We start from the raw sequence: 16,869 nt of genomic DNA, 5'->3' as shown, positions 1-16,869 counted from the left end.
GAATAAGGCGGGATTAATGTGCGAATTTTTCGCGGAATAGCCGATGTTACCCCAAGAATAGCGCCTGTCCAGCCACTGCCCGGCGCCGCGCCGCCTCTATTGATGGGCTACCCTGCGTTTGCCTTTCCGCTTTTGAGGAGCCATATCAGGCTCCCGGCTGAAGGTAATGGGCAGCGTGTAGGTTACTTCTACCGGACGCCAGCTCTGCTGGCCCGGCTCCCAGGCCGGCATCTGCCGCACCACGCGCAGGGCTTCCGCATCAAGCCGCGGGTCGACGCCTTTTATCACCCTGGCGTTGGTTACGGCTCCGGTCTTGGTAACCAAGAAATTGACGAAAACTTTACCCGAAGCCGTGGTGCTGTCGGGGTAGCGCATGGTCTGCTCTAAGTAGGACCGCAGGCCCTTCATGCCGCCTTTAAACTCAGGCATCTGTTCTATCACCATACCCAAGAATGGCGGCGGCTGGGGCAACGAGCCAACTGGCGCCAGAGCCTGCTCCGTCTCGGTCAAAGCCAGCGGGCTGAGCTCCTCGGGCGTCTTAAGCTGCAGCTCCGTGGTGGGCTCAAAGCGGGTATTCAGCGCTGCTTTGCGCACCTGCGCCCATGCCGCGCCAGCACTCATTCCTAACCCGCACACCAACACTAGGGCTACTACAAACCGGCGCAACTTCGGACGCAGGCGAACCGGTAGTGGCCGGGTCAGTTGCTCCGCCAGAAACCGGCCGCACAGGCGCCCATCCGCCGAGGCGGCGCGGGCCGCGTCCAGGTCAGCTTGGGTGGCGGTGGTCAAGTCCACCACTTCCCGGTCGCAGCTGCGGCAGTGCCGCCCCTGCTGGGTAGGCATCATCTGCTGCCAGTCTTCGGAACAGGCTTGGAGGCGGACGTTGAGAATAGGCAGCTCGAGCATAGCAGGTAGAGGTAGAGGCCGTAAGCAGACAACGCCGCTCCCGGCCTTACCCATATCCGCAAGATAGGTTTCCGACCGAATTTTTAGCTCTGCCCCGACGTGGTGAAGACCTGCCGAAGTCTCCAACAGCAAGTGCCGCGCGTGACACGCGTAGTGAAGGCGCCCCGGGGCAGATCCTAGTCGAAAAACTCCCGGCCGCGGGAGTCGATATAGCCGGTGCGGCCGTCGGGCGTCGTCACGCGGGCCACACTGGCTATGAATGGCTCGGCGGCGCTGTACTTGAGCGGTACCAGCAGCTTGCCGTCCTCGGCCAGGTACCCGAAGCGGCCCTGCTGCTCTACAATGGCGAAGGCGAAGTTGTTGGCTTCTGTGGCCTTAATAGCGTCGTATTCCAGCGGCAGCACCACTTTGCCCTTGTTGTTGACGACGCCCCACTTCGCGCCCTGGCGCACGAAGAGCAGGCCGTTGTAGTTCTCCTGAATTTCGTCGTAGACGGGCGGCACCACGGCCTGGCCCACCGTGAAGCGGAAGCCGACCTTGCCGTTTTGCCGCGTCAAGTCGCCCTGGGTGAGAAACTCGGTTTCGGGCTCCGGCTCGGAAGGCGTGGTCACGCGCTTGCCGCTGCCGTCAATCTGAAAGGTCTCGCCCTCCAGCTCCACCGTGGCCCGGTCGTGGTGAAAGGTGCCGGCCTTGGTAAACTGCATGGGCGTAACCGGGTTGCCGCCCCCGTCGATGTAGCCGTAGAGGCTGCCGATGCGCACCCAGGCCAGTTCCTGCACAAAGGGGCCGGCCTCGTCGTACTGCAGGGGCAGCACCAGGCGGCGGTTTTGGTCGGCGTAGCCCCATTTTGTGCCTTTGTGAAACGGAATCAGGCGGGGCGGGGCCGTTTGGGCCGTGCCGGGCCGGGCCAGCAACAGCGCCAGCAGCAGCGCAGGCGTAGAGCGAGGAATAAGAGAGGAGAAGAAGCCAGGCATTGCCCCGAAGATACGGGGCTGGGCGCAAATGGGAAGGCTATTCGCTTCAGTCGAAGCCGGTTGATGGCCCAGCGGGGTACTTGACAAACCACTGGGCCGCCCGCGCTTTTCCCTGCAACGCGGGACTGAATCTTCGTCGGCAAGCTGCAGCGCGGCTCCGCCAGCAAACTACCGCGTTGGGAAAGTGCCGGCCGCTTCGGCAAATGCGCCCCGCATTGTACCTTGGCAGCTTACTATCTGCTTTTCCCGTTTCGGATGAAACAACGTTACTTTTTCGGGGTAGCTGCCGCTCTGCTGGCCGGCGCCGCCGCTTCCCCTGCCGCCGCCCAGAATGCGGCCCTCGACGCCCGAATTGCCAAGCTCTCGGCCCAGCAGGAAGCCAAGGTCATAGCCTGGCGCCGCGACCTGCACGAGCACCCCGAGCTGGGCAACCAGGAAACCCGCACGGCCGGCATTATTGCCGCCCACCTCAAAAGCCTGGGCCTGGAAGTGCAGACCGGCGTGGCCCGCACCGGCGTGGTCGGCATTCTGAAGGGCGGCAAGCCCGGCCCCGTCGTGGCCCTGCGCGCCGACATGGACGCCCTGCCCGTGACGGAGAAAAACGAGCTGCCCTTTGCCAGCAAGGCCCGCACCCAGTACAACGGCCAGGAAGTGGGCGTGATGCACGCCTGCGGCCACGATACCCATGTGGCTATGCTCATGGGCGCGGCCGAGGTGCTGAGCCAGGTGAAAAAGGACTTGCCCGGCACCATCAAATTCGTGTTTCAGCCGGCCGAGGAAGGGTCCTTGCCCGGGGAGGAAGGCGGGGCCCGCCTGATGGTAAAGGAAGGCGTGCTCGATAACCCCAAGGTAGACGCCATGTTCGGGGTCCACATCAACGCCCAGACCGAAGTGGGCACGCTGAAGTACCGGCCCGGGGGCGAAATGGCTTCCTCCGACGTGTTTACCATCAAGGTAAAGGGCAAATCGGCCCACGGCGCCTACCCCTGGCTGAGCGTGGACCCGGTCGTCACGGCTTCCCAGATTGTAATGGGCCTGCAAACCATCGTCAGCCGCCAGGCCGAGCTGACCGAAGACGCGGCCGTTCTTACGGTGGGCATGATTCACGGCGGGGTGCGCAACAACATCATTCCCGAGCAGGTGGAGCTGACCGGCACCATCCGCACGCTCAACAAGGACATGCAGCGCAAAATCTGGGAATCCATCCGCCGCACCGCTACCAATATTGCCGAAAGCGCCGGGGCCACGGCCGAGGTGGAGATTGTGAACTACGCCCCCGTCACCTTCAACGACCCCAAGCTGACCGAGCGGATGCTGCCCTCGCTGCGCACGGCCGCCGGCAGCGCCGATAAAGTAGTGCTGCAAAAAGCCGTGACCGGGGCCGAAGACTTCGCCTTTTTCCAGGAGAAAGTCCCCGGGCTGTTTGTGTTCGTGGGCGGCATGAGCAAGGGCACCGACCCCGCCACCACCGCTCCCCACCACACGCCCGGCTTCCGCATCGACGAAAGCGGCCTGACGCTGGGCGTCAAAACCCTGGCCACCCTGGCCGCCGATTACCTGACTACCAAAAAGTAAGAGCTGAATGAACATTGCCCTCGTTACCTGCGAAAGCATGGCCCAGTATGCGGCGCCCACCGTTGAAGACGAAGATTCCCTGCTTACCCGCCACCTGCGCCAGCAAGGCCACCAGGTAGCTCCCCGGGTGTGGACCAACCCGGCCGTCGACTGGGCCGGCTACGACAAAGTGGTGGTGAAGTCGCCCTGGGACTACTTCGACCGGGTCGATGACTTTTATGCCTGGCTCGACCGGATGGATGCCACCGGCATCAAGCTGCTCAACCCTTCCGCCACCATCCGCTGGAATGCCGACAAGAAATACCTGCGCGACATGGAGCAGGCCGGCGTAAAGATTGTGCCCACCCACTGGCTGCCCAAGGGCAGTGCCGTGGTTATCGACGAGCTGTTCGACATCCTGCACAGCGACCAGCTGGTGGTAAAGCCCGCTGTCAGCGGCGGGGCCAAAAACACCTTTACCCTGACCCGGGCCGAAACGGCCGAGCGCCTGCCCCAGCTCACCGAACTGGTGCAGCACGAAGACTTTCTGGTGCAGCCCTTCCAGCCCGAAATCCAGACCGAGGGCGAATGGTCGCTCATTTACCTGGGCGGCGCCTACAGCCACTGCGTGCTGAAAACCCCCAAATCGGGCGACTTTCGGGTGCAGCACTACCTGGGCGGCGGCATCGAGCCTCGCGAGGCCCCGGCGCACCTGCGCCAGGCGGCCGATGCCATTGTCGCGCAGTTTGCCCAAGGCTGCCTCTACGCCCGCGTCGACGGGGTAGATGCCAACGGCGAATTCCTGTTGATGGAGCTGGAGCTGATTGAGCCCTTCCTTTACCTGGCTTCCAGCGAAGGCGCCCTGGCCCGCTACGAGGCGGCGTTGAGCCAAGGCGTGTAACGGGCCGCCATAAACTCCAAAAACAAAGAAAGGCACTCAACCTGAGTGCCTTTCTTTGTTTGATATGGTAAACTTTAGAAGCCGTTCACGCTGAAACCCCCATCGACGCTCAGGGTCTGGCCGGTGATGTAGCTGGCGGCGGGCAGGCACAGAAAGGCCACGGCGCTGCCAACTTCCTCCGGCTCGCCCACCCGCCGCATGGGTGTGCGGCTCAGCACTTCCTGCAGATACTGCTCGTTGCTCAGCACCCCGGCGGCCAGGGGCGTGCGGATGTACCACGGCGCCACGCAGTTGACGCGGATATTATCCGGCGCCCATTCCACGGCCAGGTTGCGGGTTAGCTGAATGATGGCGGCTTTCGTCATGCCATACACCGAGCCGGTGCGCAGGTGGGTTTGGCCAGCTACCGAGGAAATATTCACGATGCAGCCGCCCTGGTTTAGCCGCAGCAGCTCGTAGGCCGCCTGGCACATGCCAAATGTAGATTCCAGATTGGTTTCCATCACGTGGCGGTAGTCGTCGGCGCTGTACACGGCCGTCGACTTGCGGATGTTGGTGCCCACGTTATTGACCAGGATATCGAGCTTGGGCCACTGCCGGCTGAATTCGTGGAGGAGGTTCTGCCGTTCGTCGGGCCGGCTTACGTCGGCTGTCAGGGCGTGAGCGGCGAGGCCCTGGGCCTGCCAGGCGGCTACCTGAGCTTGCAGGTCGGGGGCGTGGCGAGCCACGGCTACTACGGTGGCCCCGTAACGCAGCAGCTCCTCGGCCACGGCCGCCCCGATACCCTTGGAAGCTCCGGTGACCAGGGCTGTGCGCCCTTCCAGGTTCCATCTATTATTCATCTTTGGCTATGTAAAAGTGGCAGTACTGAGGATTTGCGGGAACGTATAAAATTTTGACGATAGACTAGGCCGAATCTGAAAAAGTTGCTCCGAGTAATCTGTCCTAAGCGAAGAATACAGAGGTATGGCGTGTGCAGATCTTGGTAAGTGCATTAAAAATATTACAAACTAAAGCTGCTTTGGTAATAAATATTTCAATAAAAGTGGCTATAAGTTTGAAGAGTTGTTATCTTGCTAACGCTCGGTAGCAATTCCGGGCTCCGTTCCTTTCCAACCATCTTCCAAACCACACTTTCATGAAAAAAAAGTACTCAGCAGTAGCCGTGCTACTGGCTAGTGGCCTTGCCTGCTCCACCACCCAGGCCCAGGACAAGTCCGCTGTTCTGCAGAAAGTCCTGTCCGAGCGTGGCACTCCCGAATTGGTGGCTTTCCGCGTCGATGCCCCGGCGTACACGCTCAATGATGCCCGCAAGGCCTTTACCGAGCAGCTCGGCCTGCGCAGCAACGACCAGATGCTTCGTAGCAAAACGGAAATTGACCCGCTTGGTTATGCCCACGAGCGGTACGAGCAGTACTACAAAGGCGTCAAGGTGGAGCATGCCTCCTACACGCTGCACGCCAAGCAGGGCGCCGTGCAAAGCATGAGCGGCAGCTTCGAGCAAATCGGAGAGCTCAACGTGACGCCTTCTCTGAGCGCCTCGGCGGCGTTGCAGGCAGCATTGCAGTTTGTAGGCGCCAAGAAATACATGTGGCAGGATGCCGCGGAAGAAGCGGGACTGAAAGCGCAGGAAAACAACCCTGCCGCTACCTACAAGCCCCAGGGCGAGCTGGTCATTGTACAGAACCAGAGGGCCGTGGCCGCCGGACAGCTCGGGGAGCCTACCCTGGCCTGGAAATTCAACATCTACGCCCAGCAGCCCATCAGCCGGGCCTACATCTACGTCGATGCCCACTCGGGGCAGGTGGTCATGCAGGATAATATTATCAAGCACGCCGCCGCCACCGGCACTTTCGCCACCAAGTACTCGGGCACGCAGAGCAGCGCCACCGAAACCACCACCGGCGGCTACCGCCTGCGCGAGCTAACCCGCGGCCTGGGTATTGAGACCTACAACTGCCGCAAGAGCAACAGCTACACCGCCGCTGTCGACTTCATTGACGCGGATAACAACTGGACGGAGTACAACAACGCCAACTTCGACAACGCCGCGCTGGACGCGCACTGGGGCGCCCAGGGCACCTACGACTACTTCAAAAACGTGCACGGCCGCAACTCTTACAACAACGCCGGCGCCAAAATCAGGAGTTATGTGCACTTCGATGACACCCCCGGCGGGGCTGGCTACGAAAACGCTTTCTGGGACGGCACCCGCATGACCTACGGCGACGGCGCCACCCGCTTCGACCCACTAACTTCGCTCGACGTTGCCGCCCACGAAATTGGTCACGCCGTTTGCTCCAACACGGCCAACCTGACCTACCAAGGCGAATCGGGGGCTATGAACGAAGGCTTCTCCGACATTTGGGGGGCCTGCGTGGAGTACTATAAGGCGCCCACCAAGCAAACCTGGCTCATTGGTGAAGACATCGACAAGGTGCGGCCCTCGCTGCGCTCAATGAGCAACCCCAACGCCGAAAACCAGCCCGATACCTACAAGGGCACCTACTGGTACACCGGCACCGGCGACAATGGCGGGGTGCACACCAACTCGGGCGTGCTCAACCATTGGTTCTACCGCCTCTCGGTAGGGGGCAGCGGCACCAACGACATCGGCACTAGCTTCAGCGTAACCGGCATCGGTATTGATGCCGCCGCCAAAATTGCCTACCGCACCGAAAGCGTGTACCTGACTGCTTCGAGCAACTACGCCGCGGCCCGGACCTACTCTATCCAGTCGGCTAAGGACCTGTACGGAGCCGGCTCGGCCCAGGAAATTGCCGTAACCAACGCCTGGAATGCCGTTGGGGTGGGCGCTGCCTACGGGGGCGGTACCACGCCTCCGCCCACCGGCGTAACGTACTGCACGTCGAAAGGCAACAGCGTCGCCTATGAGTTCATCGACTACGTGGGCCTGGGTTCTTTGACGCGCACCTCGGGCGCGGATGCGGGTTACTACAACGGCACGGCCCTGGCCGCTCCGACCCTGACGGCTGGCTCGACTCAGACTATCAGCTACAGCGCGGGCTTTGCCGGTACGGCTTACTCGGAGTACTTCAAAGTGTACATTGACTACAACCAGAATGGCGTCTTTACCGATGCCGGTGAATTGGTGGTAAGCGCCGCGGCCAGCACGTCTAGCGCTACCCGCAGCTCCAGCTTCACGGTACCCGTTTCGGCTAAAAATGGCAAAACCCGCATGCGGGTGGTAATGAGCGACAACTCGGCCACGACCAGCTGCAATGCCTACAGCTACGGCGAAACCGAAGACTATAGCGTGACCATCAGCGGCGGCACCACCTTCGACGGAGTAGCCAGCCTCTCGGGGGCCACGGTGTCGAGCCAGTTCGAGGTGTACCCGAACCCGGCAGCCGACCGCCTCAACATTGCCCTGCCCGGCAACGCGGCCATTACCTCGGTGCAGGTAATGGACGTGCGCGGCGCCATCAGCAAGACGGCCCGCTACGAGGGCAACGGCCTGCTGAACGTAGCCAACCTGGCTAAGGGCATGTACACGCTCACTGTCAGCGACGGGCAGACAACCTACCGTCAGCGCTTCGTGAAAGAATAATTTGACTGCCTGGTAACTGAAAAAGGCCCGCCATTCGGCGGGCCTTTTTTATGTTGGTAACCCAAATGGTTAACGCCAAGGCGAGTATTCAAGCTTGAGCTCGACCAAGCCAAAGCCGTCGTTGCGGGTAGCATTGCCGCGCTGGCTGATGTCGTCGAGGTGGTCGGTGGTTGTGAAGTAGTAGGAGCCTTCAGCCGTAGCATTCAGGTTGGGCAGCAGGCGAACTACCAAACCCAGGCCGACTGGGGCAATCAGGGCCGTGGCGGGGTAGTCGTTGCGCTCGGCCGTCAGGAACGTGGTGCTGGGCACCGGCCGCCCGTCGCCCAAGTATGATTCGGGTGTGTAGAGCAAAAAGCCGGCTCCGGCCTTCACGTAGGGCTTGATAAGGGCCGCCGACCCGCGGGAATCGGCAAACTGCGACTCATCCCGGACCAGCTCGTAACGGACGAAGCCCGTTAGAGCGCCATTCTTGCCCTGGAAGGCGTAACCACGCTCCGGCAGCTGGTCTTTAGCCCCGAGCTTAAACAAGGACAGCTCACTGCCCACCATCACCCGGGGGCGCACCAGGTACAGCACGCCAATGCTGCCGCTGGGGCCGGGCAAGTTGTCGGCAAAGCTTTCCGCCAGATCCCCGTTGTAGAAAGCTGCGCCACCGCCCAGCGTGAAATACAGCGGCCCCCGGTGGTAGGGCCGGGCCGAGTTGGTGAAATGACGCTTGCGGCGCTCCGGGCTCTGGGCCTGGGCTGACTGGGCTACGAGGGCAAAAAGCAGCAGGCTGCTGAAGAATATCTGACGAAAGTTCACGGCCGAATGAAGTTGGTGAGCAGCCCAGATACGCACACCAGCTCCTTGCCGTTACCGCCGAGCCTGCCGCAACCGTTTATTTGAACATGCCTTTGGGGTCGGGCAGCTTGGCCGAGAGGTCACTGATCAACTCAAAATCGAGGCTGCTCACGTTCAGGCTTTGGCCTTTATGCACCGCTTCCCAGGCCTTGGTGTAGTCTTCCCGCAGGTAGTGCACCCGGCCCATCTGCTGCCAGGCAAAGGCGTTGGTCGCATCGGTGGCCAGGGCTTTTTCCAGGTGCTTCTGGGCTTGATCCAGGTCTTTTTTCTTTTTCGTTTGCTGGTAGCGGATCAGGTAGCTGGTGCCCAAGTCGCTGAGCATAAGCGTGCTGGTGGGCGCTACTGCCAAGCCCTGGGTCAGCAGGCTGATAGACTCGTCGGGCGTGTCGTTGCGGCTGGCAATAACGCCCAGCCCGCGGTACACGTCGGCATTCTTCTGATCCAGCAGCCAGGCCAGGTTGAAGCGGTACAGGGCCGTGTCGGGCTTGTTTTCGGTGATGTACTCGTAGCCTTTGTCGGAGAAAAACTTGCTGGCCTCGGCTCGGGAAGGAAAATTCCGGTCGATGTCGGCCAGAAAAGCCGGGCCGACCACCTGGGTTGCCGCTTCTACCGACAGGCCCCCGAACAGGGGCAGCAGGCGGTTGGCGGTGCTGCCCGCGGCACCTTCGGTTTTCACCTTGACCTTGGACTTGCGCTGAGCCTGGGCGGGGGCCATGGCCAGGGTAACGCCGCAGACCAGGAGCAACAGGAATTTTTTCATGTAGACAGAAAGCAAAAAGAGAACGGAAAGAAAAAATTGGGGCCGGCCCAAAGGGCTGACCAAGCAAATATAGCGCGGGGCCCGGCAACCTGAGGTGCGGGCCTGCGTTGAGCGCCAAAGCCTGGGCAAAAGCAATCCGGCGACCTGCTCTACAAAGTATATACGCCCCCACCGGGTTCCTTTCCGGTACTTCTTCCTCGTATTTCTCTTACATGACCTTATTTCGATTTCTGGCCCTGCCGGCCCTACTGGCAGTGGTTGTGTTGCTGCTTGTGGCTACAGAGTTTGCCCAGGCCCGGCCCAGCCGCCGCACGGCCGATGTGGCCTACGTTTCTAGCACGGAGCCCGACTTCGACCCGGCGCGCCACCGCCTCGATATTTATGCCCCGCGCAAACGAGCGGCTGCACCTTACCCGGTCGTGGTGTTCATTCACGGCGGTAGCTGGAACAGCGGCAACAAAAACTTTTACTCCTTCATCGGGCGTCGGCTCGCCAAGCAGGGCGTGGTGGCCGTGGTTATCAACTACCGGCTCGCGCCCCAGGTGCAGGTGCCCGCCATGGCCGACGACTGCGCCCGGGCCGTGCTCTGGACCACCCAGCACATTGCCGAGTACGGGGGCGACCCGCAGCGTTTGTTCACCATGGGCCACTCGGCCGGGGGCGGACTGGCCGCGCTGCTAGCCGCCGACAACCAGCTGTTTGCCCGCCGCGGGGTGGCTGCCAACCCCGTGCGCGGCGCCATCCTCGACGACCCGGCGGGCCTGGACATGTACGACTACCTGCAGAAAATGCGCTACGATGGCGACGAGCAGTACCTGGTGCCCTTCGGCAAAGACCCGGCGGGTTGGAAGGCCGTGTCGCCGATGTATTTTGTGACGGCCCAGACGCCGCCGTTCCTGCTGTTTGTCGGTGGCGAAACCTACCCGTCTATCAGTAGCAGCTCGGAGAAGTTTCGGCAGAAACTGAAGGGACTGGGCCGCGAGCCGCAGTTTTCGGTGCTGGCGGGCAAAAAGCACGTGCCCATGGTGCTGCAGCTCTACTGGCAGAACAATGTGATATACCGGGAGCTGCTCAAGTTCGTGGGTGCCCCCGGCTAGCCGAACAGTTCCCCCTGGGCCGCCGGCTGCTCGTGGGCCAGGAGCCATTTTTTGCGCGGCAGGCCTCCGGCATAACCCGTCAGCTGGCCGCTGGCACCGATGATGCGGTGGCAGGGCCACACAATGGCCAGCGGGTTTTGCCCGTTGGCCGCGCCCACGGCCCGCACGGCGCCGGGGTTTTCCAGCAAGCGGGCCAGGTCCAGGTAGGAGGCGGTGCGGCCGTAGCCCACGCGCTGAAGCATGTGCCACACCCGCTGCTGAAACTCGGTACCCCGGGGCTGGTCGTAGAGCAGGGAAAAGTCGCGTAGCTCGCGGCCAAAATAGGCTTGCAGCTGGCGGTGGGCTTCGCGCAGACAGCCGGCCACGGCCAGGGGCGACGTGGGCGCCAGGCTCCCGGGCTCATCCAGGAAGGTAACGGCCGCCAAGCCCGCGTCGGAAGCTTTCAGCTCCAGCAGCCCCACCGGCGTGGACAGGTAGGCATACGCAAAGTCGGAGGGGGAAAGGATTGAAGCAGCCATAGCGAGGCCAAGATACTTGACGCTCGGCTATCTACGCGCCCTCAAAAACCGCCATGGCGTCCCAGAGCCGGTCAAACTCGGTGCTGTAGCGCTGTACGGCCGTGGGGTCATCGGTGATAAGCAGGTTCTCCAGGTTAACCGTAGCCGCCGACCGGGTCCAGTTGTAGCTGCCCGTCAGCACCAGGCGGCGGTCGGCCAGGGCAAACTTATGGTGCATGTGGTCGGTGGTCTGGTCGATGCGGACCGGCAGGCCACTGGCGCGCAGCTGCTCGATATCGGAGCCCCGGTCGTGGAGCTTGTCGTTGTCGGTGAGCAGGCGAATAGCCACGCCCCGGCGGTGGGCCGCCAGCAGGGCGTCGGTTATCCGGTCGTCGGAAATGGTGAATACGCACACGTCGAGCTGGTGAGCCGCCTGGCCGATAAACTTTCGGATAGCCTCCACACAGGCATTGCCCGGGCTGAAATGCACGGTAGTATGCGTGGGCTGGGGCGGGGCCAGGGGCAGCAGTAGGGCGCTAGCCGCCTCCAGCCATTCCACTACAGCCTTGTCCTCGAAGGAATTGAACCGTTCCCGGGCCATGGCAAACAGCTGGTGGCGCAGCGTGGTCAGGGCCGAGCCTTGCTGCCCGTGCGCGGCCAGCCGGGCCCGCAGCTCGCGGGCCTCCGCCGCCGACAAGGTGGAATCGGCAAAGGCCTGCTCAAAGTGGCGCAGCAGGTCGGCGGTGCCGGCCGGGTCGGAAGCGGAGGAGTTCATACAGCGACTAGGTTAGCGACAAAGACAAGGCCACGTCCGATTCCGAAATCCGCTTGATGGGCTTGGGAATGGCGGTCGACACGGTTTCCTGGGCGTCGAGCAGGGCCGAGGCGTAGGCCGTATCCAGCACGCGGGTCAGGCCGGGTTCCGCAGCTGTGGTGTCGGCATCCCAGAGGCCAGCGCGGTGCCAGGGCGTGAGGTGGTCCCAGTCGGGCCGGTCGATGATGGGGTAGAGGCAGGCTCCGAATACGGGCACGCCCGCCTGCAAAGCCGCGGCGCATTCCCGGCCAATCATCTCAATCCACAGGGGCCGGTCGATGCCGGGGTGGCTGGTTTCGGTGAGCACCACGGGGCGGTTGTAGCGCTGCCAGGCCCGGGTCAGCAGGAAGCTCAGGGGGCGGAAGCGCGGGTCGTTGTGGTCATTGGCCCAGGGCAAGGTCTGGTGCGGGTCGAGCTGCCACTGGTTGTCGTAGTAGTAGTTGAAGCCCAGCAGGTCCAGGTACTCAGGCTTGCCGCCCAGGTCGGGGCACAGGCGGCCCGAGAGCATATCCACGGCCTGAAACTGGTTTTCATCGAAGTCGCGGGCCCGCTGCCGCAGCTCGGGCGAAGCATTGGGTGCCGCCACAATATGAATCAGGGGTTCGGTGGTCAGGATGCGGATGCCGGGGTCGGCCTCGCGCAAAGCAGCCACCCCTTCGATGTAGGCGCGCATCAGGCCCCGCTTCACTTCCCAGCCCTGGCCCACGCAGTAGGGCGAGGTACCACGCACGTCGCCGCCGAGCCAGCTCATAAAGCTCACCTCGTTGATGGGCGTCACGATGAGTGTATCGTTGGGGCGCTGGGCGCGGTAAAATGCCACAAAGGCCCGGCAGAGGTGGGCAAAGCGGCGGGCAAACATGGGGTGCAGGGGCGTCAGGTCGTCGGGGTAGCCGAAGTGGCACAGGTCCCAGACTTGCTGAATACCGTGGCGCTGGCCCGCGTCGAGCATGTCCTGGACGGTGCTCCAGTCGTACTGATAGGCAGTTTTTTCCACCTGGCTCCAGCGGATGCCTTCCCGCACGGTTCCGATGTTGAAGGGCTGTAAATCCTGGTAGTCGGCGTCAATACGCTGCAGGTGGCCGGTTACGTGCAAAAAATCGACGCGGTGCCCGAAGGCATTCAGCTGGTCGGTGCATTCGTAGCCGCCCATCCAGAAGGTGTTGAACGGGTTAGCCGGGAGTGTGGCGGTTGTGGGTTTGCGTTTCGGCATACAGAAAGGGTTTCAGAGGAAAATCACCGCCGGGCGGGTACAGCGGCAGCGACAGGAAGAGCGGGAAACGGCAATAATATACAGCCAAAAGTCAATTTAAGACGAAGCGTCGATCTGGCGCTGCTTCTGACTGAGGGACTTGGCTTCGATGAAAATACGCTTGAACTCGGGGTGCTTGGCCCGAATGGCATCCTGCAGCCGGTCGATGGCCTCTTCCACCTGCCCGGCCGTCAGGTCGCGGCGGAACTGTACGTCGAGGGCCAGCACCACGTCGGCAGGACCCAGGTAGGAAGTTAGCGGGGTGCGGATCGTTTCGACGGCCTTTTCGGCCCGCGAAATAGCATCGATGCTAGCCAGGGTTTCAACGTCTACGCCTTCCCCGACAAGCAGGCCTTTGGTTTTGTAAATCAGAAAAATAGCCACGGCAACGAGCAGCACGCCGATGCAGATGGACGCGGCGCCGTCGAGGTAGGGGTTGTTGAGCAGATGCCCAAAATAGACGCCCAGCAACGCAATGACCAGGCCCAGCAGGGCGGCTAAGTCCTCCATCATGATGGCAAATACCGAGGGGTCTTTGCTGCGGTTCAGCGTTTGCCAGAAGCCGGCCCCGCCCCGGCTCTTGTTGAACTCGCGGAAAGCCAGGAAAAAGGAAATACCCTCAAACAGCATCGACAGGCCCAGCACCCAGTAGTTCCAGGTAGGGTCGGTGATGGGCGCCGGGTGCTTCAGGTGCTCGATGCCTTCGTAGAACGACATGCCGCCGCCCACCGAAAACACCAGCACGGCCACAATCAGGGCCCAGAAATACAGCTCCTTGCTGCGCCCGAAGGGGTGGTGGGCATCGGCCGGCTTCTCGGCTTGCCTGACGCCGTAGAGAATCAGCAGGCCGTTGCCGCTGTCAACCAGGGAGTGAATGCCCTCGGAAAGCATGGCCGACGAGCCCGTGAAAAAGGCGGCTACGAACTTGCTGATGGCAATGGCAATATTGGCCCCGATGGCCCCGTACACAACCAGCTTGGAAGAGCTTCCAGCCATAGGAAAAGGTAAGTTTAGGTACCCGTCGTACGCGCCCCGCCAAAGCGAGGTTGGAACCGGGGGCTGAACAATCCGCTTTTATCCGACTTTTACGCCTCTATGAACAATACCTCTACCGAAAACCCGGCGCCCCTGCGCCGCCGCCTGGGGCTGGTGCAAGCCACGGCCCTGAACATGATTGACATGGTCGGTATCGGGCCTTTCGTGACCCTGCCGCTGGTCATGGGCTTCATGGGGCCGTATTTTCTGCTGGCCTGGCTGGTAGGGGCCGGCCTGGCCATCGTCGACGGGCTGATCTGGAGTGAGCTGGGCGCGGCCCACCCGGAGGCGGGCGGCAGCTACAAGTTTCTGAAGCTGGCCTACGGCGAGAAAAAGTGGGGGCGGCTGATGTCGTTTCTCTACGTGTGGCAAACCCTGGTGCAGGCCCCGCTGGTAGTGGCCTCGGGCGCCATTGGCTTTGCCCAGTACTTCGGCTACCTGGTGCCGCTCACCGAGTGGTGGCAGCCCAAGCTGGTGTCGGGCGTGGTCGTGCTGCTGCTTATTGCCCTGCTCTACCGCCGCATCGAGGACATCGGCCGGCTGGGCGTGCTGCTCTGGGTGGGCGTGCTGGGTCTCATGGGCTGGCTGATTTTCGGAGGACTCACCCACGCCGAGCACCCGGTGGCCTGGCTGCCGGCGGGGGGCTTTTCGGCCTTGCCGGGCCTGTTGCTGTCGGCGGCTATGGGGCAGGCGGCCGTGAAAACGATTTACTCCTACCTGGGCTACTACAACGTGTGCCACTTGGGCGGCGAAATTCAGAACCCGCAGCGCGTCATACCGCGCAGTATTTTTCTGAGCATTCTGGGTATCATGGCCTTGTATCTGCTGCTCAACTGGAGCGTGGGCACGGTTATTCCCTGGCAGCAGGCCCAGCACTCTGAGTTCATCGTCAGCACCTTCGTCGAAAAGCTCTACGGGGCCGTGGCGGCGCAGTGGGCTACGGCCCTGGTGCTGTGGGTGGCCTTTGCCTCCTTGTTTGCCGTGCTGCTGGGCTACTCCCGCATTCCCTACGCGGCAGCCGCCGATGGCGAGTTCCTGCCTATTTTCGCCAAGACCCACCCGACCAAGCACTTTCCCCACGTGTCGCTGCTGATTCTGGGCGGGGTGGGCTTCGTGTTCAGTCTGCTGTTCCGGCTCGGCGAGGTCATTACCGCCATTCTGGCCATGCGCATTCTGGTGCAGTTCGTGGGGCAGGCGGTAGGGCTGGTGTTGCTGCGCCGGCGCAACGGCACAGCCAGCTTGCCTTTCAAGATGCCGCTCTACCCCCTGCCCGTGGTCATTGCCGTGGCGGTGTGGCTGCTCATTTTCTGGAGTACCGGCCCCACCTTTATGCTCTCGGGCCTGACGGTTATCAGCACGGGTATTATCGTATTTTTACTCTGGAGCCGGCGGCGCGGACAATGGCCGTTTGCGAATCGTTAAGCCATACGCTACTGACCGAATACGCTAGTGCAACATCCTTTTCGTTTTCTGCTGCTACTCCTGACTAGTATAGCGCTGGCCGCCCCAGCGGCCCGGGCCCAACAGGTGGCCAACGCTGACGCGGACTTTCTGGAGTGGAGCGCGACCCGGCGCATTACGGCCGCCGATTTTCAGCTGAAGCTTCAGCCCCATAGCAACCTGCGCGGCAGCAATGCCAGCCTCCACTGTAGCCTGAACGGCCCGGTGTTCGAGCTGCTGGGCAAGGGAGGCAACAAGATCTTTCATAATCAGATGCTGCGCTCCGCCTCGTGGCTCGACACAACAAACCGCGCCGACATTCCGCAGCAGATTCGCTTTCAGCAAACCCTGTTTGATATCCAGGAAATATACCTGCGGCGGCTGCGGCAGCAGGCCCGGGCCAGCGCCCGGAAAATGGTGCTGCTGGGCAAACCTGATATCAACGAGCTGCTGGCGGGGCAAATGAAGGAGTGCCAGCTGCGCCAGGTTCGCTACACCGAGGAAACGAACTACGCCACGCTGCCGGACAAGCAAGCGGCCTGGGAACAGCAGATACGGGCGGAACTGCAGGAGCTGCAAGCCTTTGAGGCTACCAATTAATCCAGCCGCTTCTCGTAGCAGAAAAACCGCAGCCCCGGCCGAAACGCCAAGGTGATTTCGCCCGCAAACCGGTAGCCCAGCTTCGGAAACAGCCGCTGGGTAGCGGCATTTTCGGAGTTGGTATCCACCCGCAGGGCGTGCAGGCCCCGGGCCACGGCCAGCCGCTCGGCCTGCTCCAGCAAGGCCGCCGCCACGCCCCGGCCTTGGGCACTGGGGTCCACGGCCAAGCGGTGGGTGACAATGGCCGTTTCGGTAGCGTCCCAGTCGGCCTGGGCGTATTCCGCGTCCTGGTCCTGGGTGAGAGCTGCCACGCCGGCTACATTTCCTTCCAGTTCGGCCACCCATAGCTGGTTTTGGCGGATGTCGTGGCGGAAAACTTCCTCATTGGGGTAGTCGGCCGACCACTGCTGGTTGCCGCTGGCCTGCATCAGGGGCACCACGCGGCGTACCAGGTTCAGGATGGCGGGCAGGTCGGCGGTTGTGGCGAGGCGGATAGTAGGCATGGGTTGATTTTAAGCCCTGAACATACACGATTCAACCTACATTCGGGTGCTGCTCTTTGCTAACAGAGCAGCAAAAAGCCCAGCACGACGAGTCCTCGGGACCCGCCCTGCTGGGCTTGTGCAAA

The 16,869-nt window shown here is 62.2% G+C and carries 16 protein-coding genes; 6 read left to right on the top strand and 10 right to left on the bottom strand.

The window, feature by feature from the left end:
* Positions 1-96 precede the first annotated feature (96 nt).
* On the bottom strand, positions 97-906 hold the full coding sequence (locus tag E5K02_RS14460; protein ID WP_167856407.1) for an energy transducer TonB: 810 nt from the start codon (positions 904-906) through the stop codon (positions 97-99).
* Positions 907-1,082: 176 nt separating this feature from the next.
* Entirely contained in the window at positions 1,083-1,880 is a 798-nt protein-coding gene (locus E5K02_RS14455; RefSeq protein WP_135395668.1) for a WG repeat-containing protein, read from the bottom strand.
* 255 nt (positions 1,881-2,135) lie between these two features.
* Here E5K02_RS14455 and E5K02_RS14450 point away from each other — a divergent pair, with 255 nt between their 5' ends.
* Both E5K02_RS14450 and E5K02_RS14445 read left to right on the top strand, forming a co-directional pair.
* Positions 2,136-3,455, top strand: a complete 1,320-nt coding sequence (locus E5K02_RS14450) for an amidohydrolase (RefSeq protein WP_135395666.1) — start codon at positions 2,136-2,138, stop codon at positions 3,453-3,455.
* A 7-nt stretch (positions 3,456-3,462) separates the two neighbouring features.
* On the top strand, positions 3,463-4,335 hold the full coding sequence (locus tag E5K02_RS14445; RefSeq protein ID WP_135395664.1) for an ATP-grasp domain-containing protein: 873 nt from the start codon (positions 3,463-3,465) through the stop codon (positions 4,333-4,335).
* 74 nt (positions 4,336-4,409) lie between these two features.
* Here the strand turns inward: E5K02_RS14445 and E5K02_RS14440 are convergent, their stop codons facing one another.
* Positions 4,410-5,177 (bottom strand): SDR family oxidoreductase, encoded by a 768-nt coding sequence (locus E5K02_RS14440; protein ID WP_135395662.1) that lies wholly within the window; start codon positions 5,175-5,177, stop codon positions 4,410-4,412.
* A 296-nt stretch (positions 5,178-5,473) separates the two neighbouring features.
* Between E5K02_RS14440 and E5K02_RS14435 the strand changes: the two genes are divergently transcribed.
* Positions 5,474-7,906, top strand: coding sequence for a M4 family metallopeptidase (locus E5K02_RS14435; protein WP_135395660.1), 2,433 nt, complete (start codon positions 5,474-5,476; stop codon positions 7,904-7,906).
* 69 nt (positions 7,907-7,975) lie between these two features.
* Here E5K02_RS14435 and E5K02_RS14430 read toward each other — a convergent pair whose 3' ends face one another.
* A complete protein-coding gene (locus E5K02_RS14430) occupies positions 7,976-8,710 on the bottom strand; it encodes a hypothetical protein (RefSeq protein WP_135395659.1) in 735 nt (244 codons plus the stop codon).
* Positions 8,711-8,786: 76 nt separating this feature from the next.
* Entirely contained in the window at positions 8,787-9,509 is a 723-nt protein-coding gene (locus tag E5K02_RS14425; protein ID WP_135395657.1) for a tetratricopeptide repeat protein, read from the bottom strand.
* 212 nt (positions 9,510-9,721) lie between these two features.
* Between E5K02_RS14425 and E5K02_RS14420 the strand changes: the two genes are divergently transcribed.
* Positions 9,722-10,606, top strand: coding sequence for an alpha/beta hydrolase (locus E5K02_RS14420; RefSeq protein WP_135395655.1), 885 nt, complete (start codon positions 9,722-9,724; stop codon positions 10,604-10,606).
* Here E5K02_RS14420 and E5K02_RS14415 read toward each other — a convergent pair.
* From E5K02_RS14415 to E5K02_RS14400, 4 genes are all read right to left on the bottom strand, one after another.
* On the bottom strand, positions 10,603-11,124 hold the full coding sequence (locus E5K02_RS14415; protein ID WP_135395653.1) for a methylated-DNA--[protein]-cysteine S-methyltransferase: 522 nt from the start codon (positions 11,122-11,124) through the stop codon (positions 10,603-10,605). The two genes, E5K02_RS14420 and E5K02_RS14415, sit on opposite strands and share 4 nt — an antisense overlap.
* A gap of 31 nt (positions 11,125-11,155) precedes the next feature.
* A complete protein-coding gene (locus E5K02_RS14410; protein WP_135395652.1) occupies positions 11,156-11,878 on the bottom strand; it encodes a phospholipase D-like domain-containing protein in 723 nt (240 codons plus the stop codon).
* Positions 11,879-11,885: 7 nt separating this feature from the next.
* Complete coding sequence (locus E5K02_RS14405; RefSeq protein WP_135395650.1) at positions 11,886-13,127, bottom strand: glycoside hydrolase family 1 protein; 1,242 nt, start codon at positions 13,125-13,127, stop codon at positions 11,886-11,888.
* Positions 13,128-13,223: 96 nt separating this feature from the next.
* The gene (locus E5K02_RS14400; RefSeq protein WP_135395648.1) at positions 13,224-14,162 is read right to left on the bottom strand and encodes a cation diffusion facilitator family transporter; all 939 of its coding nucleotides are present in this window, start codon (positions 14,160-14,162) and stop codon (positions 13,224-13,226) included.
* Between the two features lie 99 nt (positions 14,163-14,261).
* Here E5K02_RS14400 and E5K02_RS14395 point away from each other — a divergent pair, with 99 nt between their 5' ends.
* Together E5K02_RS14395 and E5K02_RS14390 are read left to right on the top strand one after the other, a co-directional pair.
* Complete coding sequence (locus E5K02_RS14395) at positions 14,262-15,623, top strand: APC family permease (protein WP_135395646.1); 1,362 nt, start codon at positions 14,262-14,264, stop codon at positions 15,621-15,623.
* A 27-nt stretch (positions 15,624-15,650) separates the two neighbouring features.
* Positions 15,651-16,241 carry a hypothetical protein gene (locus E5K02_RS14390; RefSeq protein ID WP_135395644.1) on the top strand — a complete coding sequence of 197 codons (591 nt, stop codon included), beginning with the start codon at positions 15,651-15,653 and terminating at the stop codon, positions 16,239-16,241.
* Here E5K02_RS14390 and E5K02_RS14385 read toward each other — a convergent pair.
* Positions 16,238-16,744 carry a GNAT family N-acetyltransferase gene (locus E5K02_RS14385; RefSeq protein ID WP_135395642.1) on the bottom strand — a complete coding sequence of 169 codons (507 nt, stop codon included), beginning with the start codon at positions 16,742-16,744 and terminating at the stop codon, positions 16,238-16,240. The genes E5K02_RS14390 and E5K02_RS14385 overlap by 4 nt on opposite strands.
* Between the last annotated feature and the right edge of the window lie 125 nt (positions 16,745-16,869).

This window comes from Hymenobacter metallicola (genome assembly GCF_004745645.1).
GTDB lineage: Bacteria > Bacteroidota > Bacteroidia > Cytophagales > Hymenobacteraceae > Hymenobacter > Hymenobacter metallicola.
The sequence above is the reverse complement of the archived record's forward strand: the minus strand, read 5'-3'. Positions and strand labels throughout refer to the sequence as shown.